14 protein-coding genes are annotated in these 16446 nt (G+C 55.7%); 9 read left to right on the top strand and 5 right to left on the bottom strand.

The genetic code is table 11. The features are described from left to right. The first annotated feature begins 1 nt into the window (after nucleotide 1). The 3 genes from PQU98_RS00240 to PQU98_RS00250 all read left to right on the top strand — a co-directional run bounded on the left by PQU98_RS00240 (nucleotide 2) and on the right by PQU98_RS00250 (nucleotide 4363). Nucleotides 2-1324 carry an O-antigen ligase family protein gene (locus tag PQU98_RS00240; RefSeq protein ID WP_272742878.1) on the top strand — a complete coding sequence of 441 codons (1323 nt, stop codon included), beginning with the start codon at nucleotides 2-4 and terminating at the stop codon, nucleotides 1322-1324. Nucleotides 1325-1488: 164 nt separating this feature from the next. Next, complete coding sequence (locus tag PQU98_RS00245) at nucleotides 1489-2862, top strand: class II 3-deoxy-7-phosphoheptulonate synthase (protein ID WP_272742879.1); 1374 nt, start codon at nucleotides 1489-1491, stop codon at nucleotides 2860-2862. 124 nt (nucleotides 2863-2986) lie between these two features. Continuing rightward, nucleotides 2987-4363: an MATE family efflux transporter gene (locus PQU98_RS00250; protein ID WP_272742880.1), complete on the top strand. Its 1377-nt coding sequence runs from the start codon at nucleotides 2987-2989 to the stop codon at nucleotides 4361-4363. Nucleotides 4364-4366: 3 nt separating this feature from the next. Here the strand turns inward: PQU98_RS00250 and PQU98_RS00255 are convergent, their stop codons facing one another. After that, nucleotides 4367-5284, bottom strand: coding sequence for a cobalamin biosynthesis protein CbiG (locus PQU98_RS00255; RefSeq protein ID WP_272742881.1), 918 nt, complete (start codon nucleotides 5282-5284; stop codon nucleotides 4367-4369). Nucleotides 5285-5482: 198 nt separating this feature from the next. Between PQU98_RS00255 and PQU98_RS00260 the strand changes: the two genes are divergently transcribed. After that, nucleotides 5483-6421, top strand: coding sequence for a Gfo/Idh/MocA family protein (locus tag PQU98_RS00260; RefSeq protein ID WP_272742882.1), 939 nt, complete (start codon nucleotides 5483-5485; stop codon nucleotides 6419-6421). A 3-nt stretch (nucleotides 6422-6424) separates the two neighbouring features. On the opposite strand, the gene PQU98_RS00265 is transcribed toward PQU98_RS00260, so the two are convergent. Then, complete coding sequence (locus PQU98_RS00265; RefSeq protein WP_189486701.1) at nucleotides 6425-6595, bottom strand: hypothetical protein; 171 nt, start codon at nucleotides 6593-6595, stop codon at nucleotides 6425-6427. A 37-nt stretch (nucleotides 6596-6632) separates the two neighbouring features. On the opposite strand from PQU98_RS00265, the gene PQU98_RS00270 reads away from it, so the two are divergent. The 4 genes from PQU98_RS00270 to PQU98_RS00285 all read left to right on the top strand — a co-directional run bounded on the left by PQU98_RS00270 (nucleotide 6633) and on the right by PQU98_RS00285 (nucleotide 11973). Next, nucleotides 6633-7664, top strand: a complete 1032-nt coding sequence (locus PQU98_RS00270; RefSeq protein ID WP_272742883.1) for an alpha/beta hydrolase — start codon at nucleotides 6633-6635, stop codon at nucleotides 7662-7664. A 17-nt stretch (nucleotides 7665-7681) separates the two neighbouring features. After that, nucleotides 7682-8419 carry a 16S rRNA (uracil(1498)-N(3))-methyltransferase gene (locus PQU98_RS00275; protein WP_272742884.1) on the top strand — a complete coding sequence of 246 codons (738 nt, stop codon included), beginning with the start codon at nucleotides 7682-7684 and terminating at the stop codon, nucleotides 8417-8419. 165 nt (nucleotides 8420-8584) lie between these two features. Then, a complete protein-coding gene (locus PQU98_RS00280) occupies nucleotides 8585-9955 on the top strand; it encodes a glutamate--cysteine ligase (protein WP_272742885.1) in 1371 nt (456 codons plus the stop codon). A 137-nt stretch (nucleotides 9956-10092) separates the two neighbouring features. Next, nucleotides 10093-11973 (top strand): peptide MFS transporter, encoded by a 1881-nt coding sequence (locus tag PQU98_RS00285; RefSeq protein WP_272742886.1) that lies wholly within the window; start codon nucleotides 10093-10095, stop codon nucleotides 11971-11973. On the opposite strand, the gene PQU98_RS00290 is transcribed toward PQU98_RS00285, so the two are convergent. Next, nucleotides 11970-12545 carry a DNA-3-methyladenine glycosylase I gene (locus PQU98_RS00290; RefSeq protein WP_272742887.1) on the bottom strand — a complete coding sequence of 192 codons (576 nt, stop codon included), beginning with the start codon at nucleotides 12543-12545 and terminating at the stop codon, nucleotides 11970-11972. The genes PQU98_RS00285 and PQU98_RS00290 overlap by 4 nt on opposite strands. A gap of 5 nt (nucleotides 12546-12550) precedes the next feature. After that, a complete protein-coding gene (gene ygfZ, locus PQU98_RS00295) occupies nucleotides 12551-13399 on the bottom strand; it encodes a CAF17-like 4Fe-4S cluster assembly/insertion protein YgfZ (protein ID WP_272742888.1) in 849 nt (282 codons plus the stop codon). A 150-nt stretch (nucleotides 13400-13549) separates the two neighbouring features. On the opposite strand from ygfZ, the gene PQU98_RS00300 reads away from it, so the two are divergent. Further along, nucleotides 13550-14875 (top strand): dihydroorotase, encoded by a 1326-nt coding sequence (locus PQU98_RS00300; RefSeq protein ID WP_272742889.1) that lies wholly within the window; start codon nucleotides 13550-13552, stop codon nucleotides 14873-14875. Nucleotides 14876-15051: 176 nt separating this feature from the next. On the opposite strand, the gene PQU98_RS00305 is transcribed toward PQU98_RS00300, so the two are convergent. Further along, nucleotides 15052-16428, bottom strand: coding sequence for a hypothetical protein (locus PQU98_RS00305; protein ID WP_272742890.1), 1377 nt, complete (start codon nucleotides 16426-16428; stop codon nucleotides 15052-15054). Nucleotides 16429-16446: the final 18 nt, after the last annotated feature.

A 16446-nucleotide genomic window follows, 5' to 3' on the forward strand; every position in this document is an offset into this window, starting at 1 on the left:
CATGAAGCTACAGGCGCTTACCCCCATTGATATGGATATACGCGGTATGGCTCCGGCCGATTCCGCATCAGTTCACGTCGAGAGCCTGAAATCCAGCCTCTATATGCGTCTGGTGTTTGGCGGGATGCTGGTGTTATTTTTGTTATGCACCTTTGCGTCGCCTTTGGGATACATCCTGCCTGCGACCTTCGCGGGATTGCTGTGTATCGGCATGTGGCGGCATGCGCAGGTCATTACCGGGCCTGTGATCGCGCTGGGGCTGGCTCTGATATGGATCTTATACCGTGCATCCGTGCCCGAAGGGGCGGATTTTTCGAATTATGAGACCTACGAAAAGCTGGTCTGGCTTAAGGCCGTACTTCAGGCGATCTGTTATGTCCCGTTGGTCATTGCCGGATTTCGCCTGTCGATGACCGATGCCGGGGCCTTGATGGCAGGCTTTAAATGGGGTGTGCTGGCCCTTGCGGCATTGGCGTTGTTTGAAGCCCTGACACAGGCGCGGATTTATATGGCCCTGGCCGACGCCTTGGGTATGCCCATCCGTCCTGATCTGGCGGTCGTCAAGATATCGCTGATGAGCTATGGCCTGATGATGATTTACTGGCCGATGATGCTCTACTTCAACCAGACCGGTGCCAATCTGCCGCGCGTTTTACTGACGGCCTCGGTGGCCATCGCCCCGTTTTTTACCGGAGCCAATGCGCCGACCCTGGCGCTGGTGGCGTCTGTTATTATCTTTTTTGTCGCCCGCCGCTGGTCGACCCTGCGCGGTGTCGGCATCGAAAAGTACATCGCCATTATGGTCTATGGTGTGATCCTCGGATTTCCGCTGCTGATCAAGTTTGCCCATGAGCAGGGCTGGCTCGTCGCATTGAAAAGTAACCTCCCGCCGTCGTGGCTGGCGCGGGTTGAAATTTGGGAATATGCCGCCAATCGCCTGTTTGAAAAGCCGCTGATGGGCTGGGGCTTTGACACCAGCCGCATGTTCAGCCCGCACATTCCGCTGCATCCCCACAACATGCCGGTTCAGGCCGCACTGGAACTGGGCTATGTCGGGCTGGTACTGGTCGCGGTTCTGTGGCTGGTCAGCATTCGCCGTGTCGGTAAAACGCCTGATGCGCAAATAATCAGCCCGGACCACCTGTTATGGACCGACCCTAAGCCCTATATGCTGGCCACGATGACGGCGTTTTTTGTCTTTGCCTTTTTGAGTTTTGGTATGTGGCAGGAATGGTTTCTGGCACTGGCGGCTATGTCGATATTTATTGCCCTGATGACGCAAAAGGCGTCGTTACAGGTGATAATGTATCAAAATAAACTATAAGCATCTGACTTTACTGAACATTTGCTTCGCTAAAGCTTGGGTGTTATATGTGAGTTTAAGTTGTCGCCGTAATTTAGATGGGCCGGTCTTAAACTGGGCCCATTTTTAAGTTTTATGAGCATGGAAAAGCCCGCACAGCCGGTTTTTTTATGAAAGTGTTGGATATGGTAAAGAACTGGTCTCCCCAAAGCTGGCGGTCGCATCCCGCCCTTCACATTCCGGACGATTACCCGGATCAGGCCGCCCTGTCGGCCGTTGAAACTGAGCTTAGCACGTTGCCGCCGCTGGTGTTTGCCGGTGAGGCACGTCGTTTGACGTCGCATCTGGGTAAGGTCGCCGCCGGCGAAGCCTTTCTGCTGCAAGGGGGGGACTGCGCCGAAAGCTTTAAGGAGTTTTCCGCCGATAATATCCGCGATACCTTCCGCCTGATCCTGCAAATGGCGGTCGTGCTGACCTTTGCCGGTGGCAAGCCGGTGGTTAAGCTGGGGCGTATCGCCGGTCAGTTTGGTAAGCCGCGCTCATCATCGGTGGAAACCATCGGAGATGTTACCTTGCCGTCTTACCGCGGCGACAACATCAACGGCATGGAATTCACCCCCGAAGCGCGCCTGCCGGATCCGCAAAGATTGTTAAAGGCGTACCATCAGTCGTCGGCAACGCTCAATCTGCTGCGGGCCTTTGCGACGGGCGGATATGCGGATTTGTACAACATCCATAAGTGGACGCTGGGCTTTGTGTCAGGCTCTCCGCAGGGCGAGCGTTATCGCGAGCTGGCCGACAAGATTTCCGAGACCCTGTCGTTCATGTCGGCGATCGGCATCACGTCCGAAAAGGCGCAGGAAATCCGTCAGGTCGATTTCTTCACCTCGCACGAAGCGCTGTTGCTCAACTATGAGCAGGCCATGACGCGGGTGGATTCGACCTCCGGCGACTGGTACGACACCTCGGCCCACATGCTGTGGATCGGTGAGCGCACCCGCCAACTGGACGGCGCTCATGTCCACTATATGAAGGGCATCAAAAATCCGATCGGTGTCAAATGCGGCCCGACGATGGAGCCTGATGACCTTAAGCGTCTGATCGATACGCTCAACCCGGAAGCCATTCCGGGCCGTTTGACCCTGATTGGCCGGTTTGGTTCGGATAAGGTCGGTGATCGTCTGCCGCGCCTGATGGCGGCCACCAAGGCCCACGGCGTGCCGGTCGTTTGGTCGATTGACCCGATGCACGGCAATGTCGTGAAGGCCAATAATGGCTATAAGACTCGTCCGTTCGATCGCATTCTGTCGGAAGTCCGCTCCTTCATCGATGTGGCGGCGGCTGAGGGCGTTCATCCCGGCGGTCTGCATCTGGAAATGACGGGGCAGAACGTTACCGAATGTACCGGCGGTGCCTTTGCCCTGTCGGAAGAGGATCTGGGCGATCGTTACCACACGCACTGCGATCCGCGTCTTAATGCCGATCAGGCGCTGGAACTGTCGTTCCTGGTGGCCGAGCGGATGCACAGCCTTAAGCAAAAGGCTTCCAAAGCGGCCTAAAGGCTTTAGTGACCGACAAAAAGGACGGCTCGTGCCGTCCTTTTTTCATGTCCGCTGTCAGTTCCTGGCAGCAACCGTATCCCTGTCAATTGATGCGGGTAGAAAACTCGGCTAAGAGCGCGGCATGAAACCATTTCTGCCGACACCAAGCTTCCAGTCCTATAAAGCAGCCTTCACGGAACTTTACACACTGGCGTGGCCGGTGGTGATTTCGCGCCTGTCGATCATGTTGATGGGTTTGGCCGATACGGTGATTGTCGGCCATTATTCCTCAAAGGAACTGGGCTATCACTCGATGGCCTGGGCACCGACCAGTATTTTTCTGGTCACCTCAATCGGGCTGCTGGTGGGCTTGCAGGTCAAGACCTCGCACTATCTGGGGGCGGGGGAAACGGGCAGGATCGGGGCGGTCTTTCAGCGCGGGATGAGCTATGCGCTGGCGCTGGGGTTGGGGTCGATGATCCTGCTGCTGTTGGCGGGGCCCTATCTGCTTGATCATACGGTGACGCAATCCCTGGCCGAAGGGGCGCGTAATCCGCTGATCTTGTTTGCGATTTCCATGCCGTTTTATATGGTTTCCATCGGCTGTTCGGAGTTCTTAGAGGCTTTGGGCAAGACGCGTCAGACCATGTACATGAACATGGCGGGCAATGTGCTCAATGTGGCGCTTCTGATCTTGCTGGTGCCGGGGCAGGTTGCCGGACTTGAGGCTTTTGACGGCGCGATGGGGGCGGCGGTCTCAACCTTTATCGCGCGCATATTCATCATGGTTTTGATGCTGATCTATGTCTTTCGTCTGCCGCAGGCCCGCGAATATGGCATTCTGCGCAAACATGCCCCCGATCCTGCCGCGGCCAAAGAACAACGCCATGTCGGCTATGCGGCCGGCGCGTCATATTTTATCGAGGTCACGGCCTTTGCCGGCATGACCTTTTTTGCGGGACGGATATCCGAAGTGGCGGTAGCCCAATGGGCCATAGTGCTCAATTTCGCCTCACTGGTGTTCATGGTGCCTATGGGACTGGCGGTCGGTTGTTCGGTTCTGGTGGGGCGGGCGTTCGGCGCACGTGATCGTGACGCGATCCGCCGCATGGGCCGCGTTAGCTTTACTGCGGCGGGCGCATTCATGGTGCTGGTCGTCGTCGGCGTTTTACTGTTCTCAGGGGCTATGGCGCGGGGATATACGTCTGATCCGGCCCTGATTGCGGGCGTTCAGGCGTGTCTGCTGCTGGCGTGCGGGTTCTTTATCCCCGATGGGGTTCAGGTCGTGGCGGCTCAGGCCCTGCGCGCACGCCGTGATGTGGTTACGCCAACCGTGCTCCACTACATATCCTACGGCGCGGTCATGCTGCCGTTGGGTTATCTGTTTTCGCAAGCTATGGGCTTAGGCGTGCCGGGGCTGATCTATGCCGTTATTATCGCCAGCCTGCTGTCGGGCAGCTTTCTGGTCGGGCGGTTTATGTGGCTGGATCACCGGCAGGTTGCCCTGCCAAAAATATAGAGCTTAAGCCTTGGTCAGCCCGAACATCCAGCCTTCTTCGGTGATGGCAATAGCCTGATCGTCTTCGCTTAGACCAGTGGGGGCGGCAAACCATGCGCCGAGTTCACCCTTATCATCGACCTCAGCTATGGCTTGAGCCGTCAGGCGCGTAGTGGTGGCGTCCTTAACCTCAGCCGGTTCAGCTTCACCCTTGAACAGCGGCGGATAGACCTCGGCAATGACGGTCGATACGCCGTCAAGATCGCTTTCACTCAATTTACCAAAGCCGGTCTCCAGCGGCCACAGTTTTGTGCCGTCACCCAAGGACTCAACCAGCGCTTTAAGCGCCGGGACGCCTAAGAAGGTCTGACCGCCACCGGTGCCGGCGCCGTGCATCTGCCATTGGCTTTTGGCATGCAGGGTTTTGGGTTTCAGCGCGTGGGTCGCTGTCTCGGTCAGGCGGTATTCCGGAAAATCGCCAAACGAGTCGGGTTTAAGCGTCGACAGCCACCGTTGTGCGGCTGATTTCGGCGCGCCCCAGAACGGATAGGCCTCATCAGTCGTTAGCCGGTTTATCTTGGCGGCCACCGCAAAACGGTTATTGGTGTTGTCGGCCTTATCGACAATATTGTGCGTCAGAAATTTCCAGATGGCTTGCCAGGGCGTCCCTTCCAATTTAAGGCGCTCGGCGGTGCCCCGCGGTAGGCCAAGGCCGAAATCAACCCCTAAGAAAATGCGGTCGCCGCGCTTATGCAGGTCGGCTAGAATAGTCTTGAGCAGTTCCATAGCGGCCTGACGCGTGGCCGGATTGTGCGCCTCATAGGACAGCCGAAAGCGCACGTCGCGTTTCATGACGCCGATCCATACCGAGGAATCGCCGGTCTTTTTACCTTCGGCCGCGCTCCAGCTTAAAATCACATAGGCGCCAAACAGTCGGGACACGCGTTTACTCCTGCGGAAAGTCTTGGGAACGGCGCATTTGATCTGCGCCTTGAATTCAAGGCGACGCTTGTAGCCTGATGAGGGAGGGGGAAAAAGCCCATAATTGTGAATTTGTGCCGCCCTCACGCAAAATGTGTTTCCAATCCGTGGATGAACCTGTGTAAAAACCGGAACGGTCAGGGGCCGATGAGGTAATTTATGTCCAGAATTTTGAAGGCCGGTGTGGCCGGTGCCGGTGTTTTTGGCGGCTATCATAGCGGTAAGTATAAGCAGGCCGACGATATTGAGTTTGTGGGTATATATGACCTTGATAGGTCGCGGGCGCAGATTCTAGCAGAGGCGCAAGGTTGTCAGGCTTTTGGCGGCGATGAACTGGGCGCGTTTCTGGCGCAGCTTGATGTGATTACCATTGCCACCCCTGCCTTTGCCCATGCGCAGGTGGCCTTAAAGGCGCTTGAGGCCGGGGTGCATGTCTATGTCGAAAAGCCGCTGGCTATCACGGTTGATGATGGTGAAGCGATGGTGTCGCTGGCTGCTTCAAAAAATCTTGTGCTGGCCTGCGGCCATCAGGAGCGGGCGGTATTCGAAGCTATGGGCCTTTATGATGTCCCTGAGGCCCCGCTAAGCCTTGAGGCGGTGCGTAACGGTACGGTTAGCACACGAAATTTGGATGTGTCGGTTGTGCTCGACCTGATGATCCACGATCTCGATCTGGGTTTAAGTTTAGCGCACGGGGAGGCAGGCGGTGTAGACGCCACAGCTCGTTATCGTCAGGCGGAAGGATACAAAGCGACTGGTGCCGATGAGATGACGGCTGAGGTTAAATTCGACGATGGTTTTGTCGCGACCTTCAAAGCCTCACGCATGGCTGAGGCGCGCGAACGCACCATGCGGTTGGTGTATCCCAGCGGTGAAGTCAATATTGATTTTCTGACGCGCAAGTTTGAGAACACAACACCATTTGCCCTGAATGCTGACTTTGCCGAGGCTGAGATTGCCAAAGATCCGCTCGGCACCAGCGTATTCCGCTTTCTGGATACGGTGCGGGGTGAGCGGGCCAAGCCGCTGGCGACCGGCGCAGAAGCGCTGAAAGCCTTACAGGTGGCTTTGGCTATTGATGAGGCTGTGGGGCCGTAATCCTCACTCGCCCTTGAATACAAATCCCAAAAACAGTACGGCCCAGCCACCACTCATCAGCCAGTATTTGTGCTCACTTAAAAAGGGCAGAGGGCGGGCGTAGCCGAACAGGCTGCCGATCACCAGTGCCGCAGATAGCAGGCATAGCAATAGCGTGGTCGCCGTCAGTTTCATTACAAACACTACCCCCAAAGCGGCAAGGGCCTGAACCTTGCCTTTTGCTGTCGCTATCTATTCAAATTCACGTGATAAGATCAATGGTAATTTGAAGGAAAGTCTGAAAACCTTAACCCTGAATTTTTACCGGAATATCTCAGAAGTCACCCAAAAAGGCCTGATGATGAAAAGATTTTGGATATTACCCATACTGGCGACCCTGCTGGCCGGAGTTGCGGACGCCGGTCCCGTTAGAGAGCGGATCAAAGCGCGACTGGAAGCTAAAAAGGCTGTTGAGAGCCAGGTGATTGATGTGGCTGCTATTTCACCGGGGGCTCGCAAACTGACCTTATCGTATGGCGATAGTCCAAAACAGGCTATGGATGTTTATGTGCCAGCCGATGCCAGAGATGCGCCCGTAATTGTCATGGTACATGGTGGGGCCTGGAAAATCGGGGACAAGGCCAATAGCGGCTCGATAGAGAACAAGCTGAAATACTGGCTGCCCAAAGGCTATATTTTCATCAGCGTTAATTACAGGCTGTTGCCTGAGGCTATGGCCTATGAACAGGCGCAGGATGTGGCCGCCGCTATGCGATTTACGCAGAAAAATGCGACCACATGGGGCGGGAGTCCTGATAAGATCGTCCTTATGGGGCATTCCGCAGGGGCGCATATAGTCGCATTACTGTCGTCCAATCCGCCTATGGTTGGCGCCAACTGGCGTGGTACTGTGGTGCTGGATTCGGCGGTTATGAGTGTGCCGTCGATCATGGAGCGCCGCCATCTGGGGTTCTATGACGAAGCCTTCGGGGCGGATAAGACCTACTGGCTTAAGGCGTCGCCTATGGATCAGTGGACACCGAAGGCGGTGCCGATGATGGTGGTCTGTTCATCGCAGCGTAAGGATAAACCGTGCGTCGAAGCCAATGCGTTTAAAGCCAAGGTGACTAAGGCCGGGCACGATATGATCATCCTGCCGCAGAACCTGACACACGAAGAGATCAACCGGACTTTGGGCATGCCAGGGCCCTACACCTCAGCGGTTGACGACTTCATCACTTCGCGATTGAAGCCAGCGCCTTAAATCGCTAGATACCGGCTATGATCCGACTATTTATTCAAGAGCAACACGGGGCCTATAGCGTCGGGTTGGTCATTCCGCTCAATATTGACCAAAGCCGTTATCTGGGGGCAGTTATGCGCCTCGGCGTCGGGGATGAGGTCGCCATATTCAACGGTATCGACGGCGAATGGCGGGCGCGCATTGACACCCTGACGAAGAAGGCCTGTCATCTCGAACTGGTTGAACAGATCAGGCCGCAGCCCGATGTGTCTGGCCCGGTATTACTGATTGCGCTGGTCAAACGGGCCCGGTTGGAAGTCATTATCGAAAAAGCGACGGAACTGGGCGCGGCGAAAATTCAATTGTTGATTACGCGGCGGACCAATGCTGATCACACCAATGTCGGGCGGCTGCAAATGATCGCACAGGAAGCGGCCGAGCAAACCGAACGCCTTGATGTTCCGGAAGTTCTGGCACCGGTGAAACTTGAGAAATGGCTTCAGGAAAATACGGATATTGCGTTGATTTATGGGGATGAAGACTCAACCCATGCCGGAAATTCAATCCCGTCGATGCTCACCGTCCTGAAGGATATTACGGGGCCGGCGGCCATATTGATTGGGCCTGAGGGCGGGTTTGATGAGGTTGAGCGCGACACGCTTAAAGCACTGCCGCACACTGTTGCGGTTAATCTGGGCCCGCGAATCCTGCGGGCAGATACCGCCGCCATCAGTGCATTGACACTATATCAATCGGTCTGCGGTGACTGGCGGTAAGGTCACTTTAGATTTTCTCGCTTTATTGCCGCGCACGGGCGGTTCATGCACGTAATGTCAAAAGAATATGCGCCGGGGCGCTTGTATAAAACAAAAGACCCGCACATATAGAGCCGGAACCTTTCCGGTTACAGTTTCAAAGACTTACAGATATATGGGTGCTTCATGGCCTTAAAGGAAATTTCAAAGCCTATAGAGAGCCATGAGGAACTGATCGCCTATTTCGAAAGCGGCTGCAAACCGCGCGAGGCGTGGCGCATTGGTGCCGAGCATGAAAAATTTGTTTTTGACCTGAAGACCTTGCGCCGCCCGACCTACGAAGGCCCAAGCGGTATTAAGGCGATGCTGGAGGGACTTCAGCGGTTTGGCTGGACGCCGGTATTTGAAGATGGCAATGTCATTGCTCTGCTGCGTGACGGCGCTTCGGTGTCACTGGAACCCGGCGGGCAGTTTGAACTGTCCGGTGCGCCGCTAGAGACTGTTCACGATATTTGCAGTGAAACCGGTCAACACCTTGAAGAGGTGAAGGCCGTGGCCTCTGAAATCGGCCTTGGTTTCCTGGGCGTAGGCTTTTCGCCCCTTTGGTCGCGGGCGGAAACGCCGGTCATGCCCAAAGGTCGCTATAACATCATGCGCAGCTATATGCCCAAGGTTGGCGGCTTGGGGCTGGACATGATGCTGCGCACCTCGACCATTCAAGCCAATCTTGATTATTCGTCCGAAGCGGACATGATCTTGAAGTTTCGGGTATCGCTGGCTTTGCAGCCTATTGCGACGGCCTTATTCGCCTGCTCGCCGTTTACCGAAGGCAAGCCCAACGGCTTTCTGTCGGCAAGGGCCAATGTCTGGACCGATACCGATGCCGACCGCACCGGTATGTTGGGTTTTGTGTTCGATGATAGTTTCGGATTTGAGAAGTATGCGCAATATGCCCTTGATGTGCCTATGTATTTCGTCAAACGCTATGGTGCACCCAATGGCGGCTACATCGATGCTTCGGGCCAAAGTTTCCGGTCGTTCCTGAAGGGGGAGTTGCCCGCTATGCCCGGTGAACTGCCCAATATCGACGACTGGGCCGATCACCTGACGACCCTGTTCCCGGAAGTGCGTCTGAAGAAATACTTGGAAATGCGTGGCGCTGATGGCGGACCTTGGAGCCGGATATGCGCACTGCCTGCGCTGTGGGCCGGACTTCTGTATGATCAAACCTCACTTGAGGCCGCCTGGGATATGGTCAAGGGCTGGAGCCTGGAAGATCATGATACCTTGCGCGGTATGGCCGCAAAAACCGGCCTGAAAGGCTCGATCGCCGGTCGACCGGTTCAGGAAATTGCGATTGAGACACTCAATATCGCTCGTGAGGGGTTAAAGCGCCGGAATCGTCTGTCTGGTGGTCTGGTCGATGAAACGGGCTATCTTGGCGAACTGTTCGAGATAGCCGAAAGCGGAATCACCCCCGCCGAGCGGCTTTTGGAGGCCTATCACGGGCGCTGGGGCGGGGACGTATCTCACCTGTACCGGGAATATGCGTACTAAAATTATCTCGATCGTCCCGATTGAAACAATCTGACTTGCCAAAATTTTATTTTGCTGTTCTTTTCGTGACGTATATACGACAAATTTCGTATAACGTATAAAATGTTGCGTCAGCCTCACAAAGAGACCTAAGCAGAATGATAAATATCGTTATCGCCGCCGGCATTATTATCACGATCCTGACGGCGATCCCCGTCATTAATCAGATGCGCAGGCACCCTAAGGGGCTGTTTGTCCTGTTTTTTGCCGAAATGTGGGAGCGTTTTTCCTACTACGGTATGCGGGCGCTGCTGATCTTTTACCTGACCAAGCATTTTCTGTTCAGTGATGAAAAAGCCAGCCAGCAATATGCGTCATATACGACTCTCGTTTATCTCCTGCCGCTGATCGGTGGGTTGATGGCCGATAAATATCTGGGTACACGTAAGGCGATTGTGTTCGGTGCGCTGCTTCTGGTGCTGGGGCACGGCGGGATGGCGCTGGAAGGCTCACCGAACGTGCAGACCCTGACGCATCAGGGCGCGACCTATGAGTTTGTCCTTGAGGGCAATCATATGTCCAACCCGCTGCTGAAGGTGGGGGATGAGGCCTATGCTGTGGCGCCGACCAAAACAGGTGGCCTTGAGATCGTGGGGCTGCCTGCCGGTTCGGCTCTGCCGCCGGTGCTTGAGGCCGGATCGTTTGAAACGGGTGTCAAGAAAATCACGCCGTGGGCTGAACATGCCTTCTTCCTGTCGATTTCGCTGATCATTATGGGGGTGGGTTACCTTAAGCCCAATATTTCGTCGATTGTGGGCCAGCTTTATCCTGACAAAGACCCCCGCCGCGATTCAGGGTTTACCCTCTATTATTACGGCATCAATCTGGGCGGCTTCTGGGCGGCTATTTTGTGTGGCCTTTTGGGGGAAACCTATGGCTGGGGTTATGGCTTCGGTCTGGCCGGACTTGGGATGCTGGCGGGCCTTGTGGTGTTTGTCATAGGTAAGCCGTGGCTTCAGGGTAATGGTGAGCCGCCGGCCCCGGAGCAGCTTAAAAAACAGGTGGCCGGCCCGATTAATCAGGAATGGCTGATCTACGGCGTTTCCATTCTGGCCCTGCCGCTGATTTATTTCATGGTTCAGCGCAACGATGTGGTCGGATGGGTGCTTGGTGCCGCGTCCCTGTTGATTCTTGGTTATGTTATTTTCTGCATGATCACGCGCTATTCAAAGGTTGAGAATTTCCGCCTTGGGCTGGCTTTTGTGCTGATCTTCGCATCGGTGATTTTCTGGACCCTGTTTGAACAGGCGGGGTCATCGCTGAACCTGTTTGCCGCGCGCAATACCAACCTCAGCCTGATTGATGCGCCTCTTGTCCTGAACCTGCTGGGTCATACGGTTGTGCTGGCGACACCTGACCAACTGGCAGCACTTACGCTGCCTGCGGGCTATACCCTAGTCGATATGACCTTGACCGCGTCTCAGGTGCAGTCATTCAATTCGGGCTTTATCCTGATCTTCGCGCCGGTATTTGCGGCCATCTTCACGTTCCTCGGACGCCGTGGCGCTGATCCCGATCCAGTCAAGAAATTCTCGTTCGGTCTGGTCAATGTTGGCCTTGGCTTCCTGCTTCTGGTGTGGGGCGCGAACTTTGCCGATGGTGCCTTCCGGGTGCCGCTGGTGTTTCTGGCCATGACCTATCTGCTGCATACCTGGGGTGAACTGGCCCTGTCGCCGGTCGGTCTGTCGCAGATCACCAAGCTGTCGCCGCCGGTGATTGTTTCGACCATGATGGCGATCTGGTTCCTGGCCTCATCGGCTGCTCAGTATCTGGCGGGTATCATTGCCGGCCATACCTCGACCGCTACCGTCGGCGGGCAGGTGCTGGATCAGGCAGCAGCCCTTAAATCGTCGCTGGATGTGTTCTGGACCATCGGCCTTTGGGGCGTGGGCTTAGGTATTGGCCTGTTTGTGTTGTCGTTCTTTATCAAGCACTGGTCATATGGGGCCAATGACACAACTAGCGAAAGCACCCACTAAATGAGCTTAAGGGTCTGGTGACGGTCACAGCTTATCAGATGATCATTGACCAGACCCACCGCCTGCATGAAGGCATAGACAATGGTCGGGCCGCAAAACTTATAGCCTTTGGATTTCAACAGCTTCGACAGGGCGACTGAGGCGTCAGTTTGCGCCGGGATTTGAGTGTTTTCGGTGTAGTGGTTGACCTGAGGCCTGTAGCCTTGCGCGCCCCAGATCAGATCGCACAGCTCAATCCCCTGATCGCGCAGTTTCAGGGTAACCCGCGCATTATGAATGGCTGAGTTGATCTTGGCACGTGACCGGATGATGCGGGCGTCATTCATCAATCGCTCGACATCCATCTCATCAAAGCGGGCGACAATCTGCGGATCAAAGCCCTGAAATGCCTCACGCAGAGCGTCGCGTTTACGCAAGACCGTGATCCACGATAGCCCCGCCTGAAAGCCATCCAGCACCAGCTTTTCATAGAGGGCGCGCGAATCATAAACCGGCGTACCCCATTCATGATCATGGTAGGGGCCGTATTCGGGATGGGCTTCGGCCCAAGGACATCGTTTGAGGCTGGGCATAGGGTTTATCCAGCGGGGTTAGCGACCGCGATATGGGGCTGCAACCAGTCAGGGATGTCAAGTGAGGCGGCATGGCCATTGACCGTCAATTGGCCGTCGATGCGGTCCAGCCGCATCAGGCCCAAAGCACGCGGCGCCTGTGAGGCGACAATCTCACCAGCCCGGCGTTCACCGTTCAGGACTTCGGTTTCAAACGGCACATCGGTAATGGTTTTGAGGGGTAGAATACGGTTCTTGATCTGACCGCGGCGTTTCATCCGTGAGGTGGTTTCCTGACCGACAAAACAGCCTTTTTTGAAGTCGATCGCTTCCAAAAGATCGAGATTGGCGTCGATGGGATACACATATTCACGCGGATAATCGAATACCGGATCACTCAGGCCATGCGTCAGGCGATAGTCTTTCCACACGCTGATGTCGGCCGTGGGCGTTTGTGGGGCATAGCTGAGGCCAAGGCCTCCGTCCTGACCGATAATGGCCGCGCGGGGGTCTTCGCTAAAGCCCCCGGGCAGGGGGCCGCCAAAGGCCGCAAACACAGGGTTATCCAATTTCGATAAGGTGATTTTGGCCCGCAGCTTATAAAGGTTCAGCCGCGTAAACATCTCATCACGCAGATCGCATGGAATATCGAGCCAGGCTTCTTCGGCTGAGACCGTATAGATAAAGGCATCGGTGATCATCTTGCCCTGAGGGGTCAGGAAGGCAGCGTAATATAGCTGGTTCAGCTTACCGTCATCCACATCGGCCATAATCTTATCGAGATTGATCGTGGACTGGCCTTGTAAGAATTTAGCCCAATCCGGGCCGGTAAACCCGATCAGGGCGCGGTGGGGCAGGGCGGCAATCTGGGTCATTAGGTTATCCTGAAAATCTCAGCCTTATTTGGGCGTGTTCCGGCGTGACCGCAAGGCTTAAACGGCGGACTAAACACGGTAAAATGTCTGGCCTAGTCCCCCTCAAAAGGTGTAATACGCCGCCATAAATCAAACCGAACGGAGCCCGCCATGCCCACTTACGATATGATTATCAAAAATGCCGATATCATCAATCATGCGGGGCGTGGCATGGGCGATATCGCCATCAAGGACGGCAAGTTCGCGGGCTTTGGCCATTTTGATGCGACAGACGCCGGTGAGGTGTTTGATGCTTCTGGTCTGCTGGCCATGCCCGGCGTGATCGACACGCAGGTGCATTTCCGTGAGCCGGGCCTTGAGTGGAAGGAAGATCTGGAAACCGGCTCTCAGGCCGCGGTCATGGGTGGGGTCGTGGCGGTGTTTGAAATGCCCAACACCAACCCCAACACCATCGACGTGGCGACCTTTGAGGATAAGCTGAAGCGCGCCCATCACCGCATGCACTGTGACCATGCCTTTTATGTCGGCGGCACCCATGAAAACATCCATCATCTGGCCGAACTGGAGCGCCTGAAAGGCTGCTGCGGCGTCAAGGTGTTTATGGGGGCCTCGACCGGCTCCCTGCTGATTGCCGATGACGCGGGGGTAGCGGCGGTGCTGAAGGCCGTCAATCGCCGCGCGACTTTCCACTCTGAGGACGAGTATCGTCTGGCCGAGCGCCGCCCGCTGGCGCGAGAAAATGACTGGACCAGCCATGACTATGTCCGTGATGCGGAATCTGCCATTCAGTCGACCCATCGTCTGGTGCGTCTGGCGCGTGAGGCGGGGAAGCGCATTCACGTCCTGCATGTGACGACTGCCGAAGAAATCGATTTCCTGTCCAAGAATAAGGATATCGCCACCGTCGAGATCACGCCGCAGCACCTGACTCTGGTGGCGCCGGAAGCCTATGAGCGCCTCAAAGGTCTGGCTCAGATGAACCCCCCGATCCGCAATCAGTACCATGTTGATGGCCTGTGGCGCGGTATCCTTCAGGGCGTTGCCGATGTGCTGGGGTCCGATCATGCGCCCCATACGCTGGAAGAAAAATCAAAGCCTTATCCGGCCTCACCATCGGGTATGCCGGGGGTGCAGACCTTGCTGCCGGTTATGCTGACCCACGTTAATAACGGTAAGCTGTCGCTGGAGCGGCTGGTCGACCTGACCTCGGCGGGCGCGCAGCGCGTGTTTGGTGTGGCGGGCAAGGGCCGTATGGCCGAAGGCTATGATGCTGACATTACTCTGGTCGATATGAACCATAAGCGTATCTTAAAGCACGAAAATATGCGCTCACGCTGCGGCTGGACGCCGTTTGATGGTTTTGAGGCCCACGGCTGGCCCAAGGCGACCATCATCCGTGGCAAGGTGGTCATGCGTGACGACGAGATCGTTCTGCCGTCAAGGGGGGAGTCCTGCCGCTTCATGGAAACCCTGTAAATCGTGGTCTTTGGTCATCTAATACGCAGCCTTCGCTAGCAGGTACCTAATGTACCTGCGTCGCTTGTCAGCTATTATATGACTCAAATCTCACGATTTACGGATCGTGACCTATAAACAAAGACCCCCGCAGGATGTTGTCCTGCGGGGGTCTTTGCTTAGCGAAATTGGCTGTTTTATTGAACGTCCGAAACATAGGTGCCGTTGCCGGGGATTTTGCAGGTCTCGTAACCCGGACGGTTCTTGGCGATATTACAGGCGACAATATCCTCATACGACGTGCGGGTCTTGCTGAGTGCGGCCACATAACCACGCTTATTAGTGCAGGCCAGTTCCACAAGAATGCCGTCTGAATCGGTCACGCCGGCATAACGGACTTCTTTGACGTCACAATCCTTTTTGTCGGCCTTAGCCAGTTTATCAAGGTGAGCCGTCAGTACCGTGGCCGGCGTCAGGCTGCATTCGCGCTTACGGGCGACACCGGCATAACAATCGAATATGTCGATCTTTGCGGTCGAGCCTTCATTAGGGATGAAGCCCATCAGACCATAGACCTGTTCCGGACATTTAAACTCAACAAAGTCACGATTGGTCTGGGTTTGTGTGCCGATGACATTATATGACTCGACCGTGCATGGCTTGCCTGCAGCGGCCAGAACTTTGGTGTAGGTTGCGTTCTGAGAGGCGGTCAGGGATGCGGCATCCGTATATTGGCACGGGCCCAAAGTCCCCGCATTGGCACAACTGATTTTGGCGACATATTCGCCGCTGGATTTGGCGCGAACTAGAAAGCCCGGCTCATTGGCGCAGCCAAATTCATAGTAGTCTTCATTATCAGCTACTACGCGTCCGATCAGGCGTGAGTTGTTGACCTGACAGGAAGCTGACGCTTTTTCGGCCAAGGGCTTAATGACCGCCAGCGCCTGTTCGCGGGTGGTGAACTGGCAGGTCACTTTGCGCTGTTCCATGACAAGGCAGTTATCAAAGGACGTCTTAGCCGTCGATCCGGTGCGTGCCAGATCAAGCACGCCGCCCACGCCGGATTCACAACCCAGCTCATAGCGGTCTAATTTCGCTTCATCGCTGCTGCCTATCCAGCGGGCATTGTTAACCACGCAGGGCGAACCCAGAGTCTGAACGGATGATTGCAGCCAGGCATAGTGCTTTGCATTACCCGGCAGAACGCACTTTGTGGCCTTGGGGTCGAGGGCATTTTGCGATGCTGCCTGAGTGCAGTTAAAGGCAGTGGCGGTATTGTCCGGATTTTTGGCCAGAATATAACCCGGCCCGGTCTGACAGGCGACTTCGTAGACCATCACCTTGCTTTTTTTGCCGTCGGCAGTGGTGACATTGCTTTCACCAACATGGTGGGCGTCGGCGATCTGGCAGGGCGCGCCGCTGGCACTAAGAATTGCAGGCGCATCGGCCATGCCCTTGGCACGGGTTTTATCCGTCACCTTCACGTCAGCGGCCAGTGCCTGACCCGCGCCCATGACGAGCACAGTGGCCGCAAGCATCGCCGGAAGTTTGCGGGCTATTGAGAAAATGTTCATCGTAGTTTCCCGAGAGAG

It is taken from the genome of Asticcacaulis machinosus (assembly GCF_028550435.1).
Lineage (GTDB): Bacteria > Pseudomonadota > Alphaproteobacteria > Caulobacterales > Caulobacteraceae > Asticcacaulis > Asticcacaulis machinosus.

Excerpts from the sequence above, each read along its gene's own strand:
- PQU98_RS00240 (WP_272742878.1), top strand. The coding sequence starts at position 2 with ATGAAGCTACAGGCGCTTACCCCCATTGATATGGATATACGCGGTATG.
- PQU98_RS00245 (WP_272742879.1), top strand. The coding sequence starts at position 1,489 with ATGGTAAAGAACTGGTCTCCCCAAAGCTGGCGGTCGCATCCCGCCCTT.
- PQU98_RS00250 (WP_272742880.1), top strand. The coding sequence starts at position 2,987 with ATGAAACCATTTCTGCCGACACCAAGCTTCCAGTCCTATAAAGCAGCC.
- PQU98_RS00260 (WP_272742882.1), top strand. The coding sequence starts at position 5,483 with ATGTCCAGAATTTTGAAGGCCGGTGTGGCCGGTGCCGGTGTTTTTGGC.
- PQU98_RS00265 (WP_189486701.1), bottom strand. The coding sequence starts at position 6,595 with ATGAAACTGACGGCGACCACGCTATTGCTATGCCTGCTATCTGCGGCA.
- PQU98_RS00275 (WP_272742884.1), top strand. The coding sequence starts at position 7,682 with ATGATCCGACTATTTATTCAAGAGCAACACGGGGCCTATAGCGTCGGG.
- PQU98_RS00280 (WP_272742885.1), top strand. The coding sequence starts at position 8,585 with ATGGCCTTAAAGGAAATTTCAAAGCCTATAGAGAGCCATGAGGAACTG.
- PQU98_RS00285 (WP_272742886.1), top strand. The coding sequence starts at position 10,093 with ATGATAAATATCGTTATCGCCGCCGGCATTATTATCACGATCCTGACG.
- PQU98_RS00290 (WP_272742887.1), bottom strand. The coding sequence starts at position 12,545 with ATGCCCAGCCTCAAACGATGTCCTTGGGCCGAAGCCCATCCCGAATAC.
- ygfZ (WP_272742888.1), bottom strand. The coding sequence starts at position 13,399 with ATGACCCAGATTGCCGCCCTGCCCCACCGCGCCCTGATCGGGTTTACC.
- PQU98_RS00300 (WP_272742889.1), top strand. The coding sequence starts at position 13,550 with ATGCCCACTTACGATATGATTATCAAAAATGCCGATATCATCAATCAT.
- PQU98_RS00305 (WP_272742890.1), bottom strand. The coding sequence starts at position 16,428 with ATGAACATTTTCTCAATAGCCCGCAAACTTCCGGCGATGCTTGCGGCC.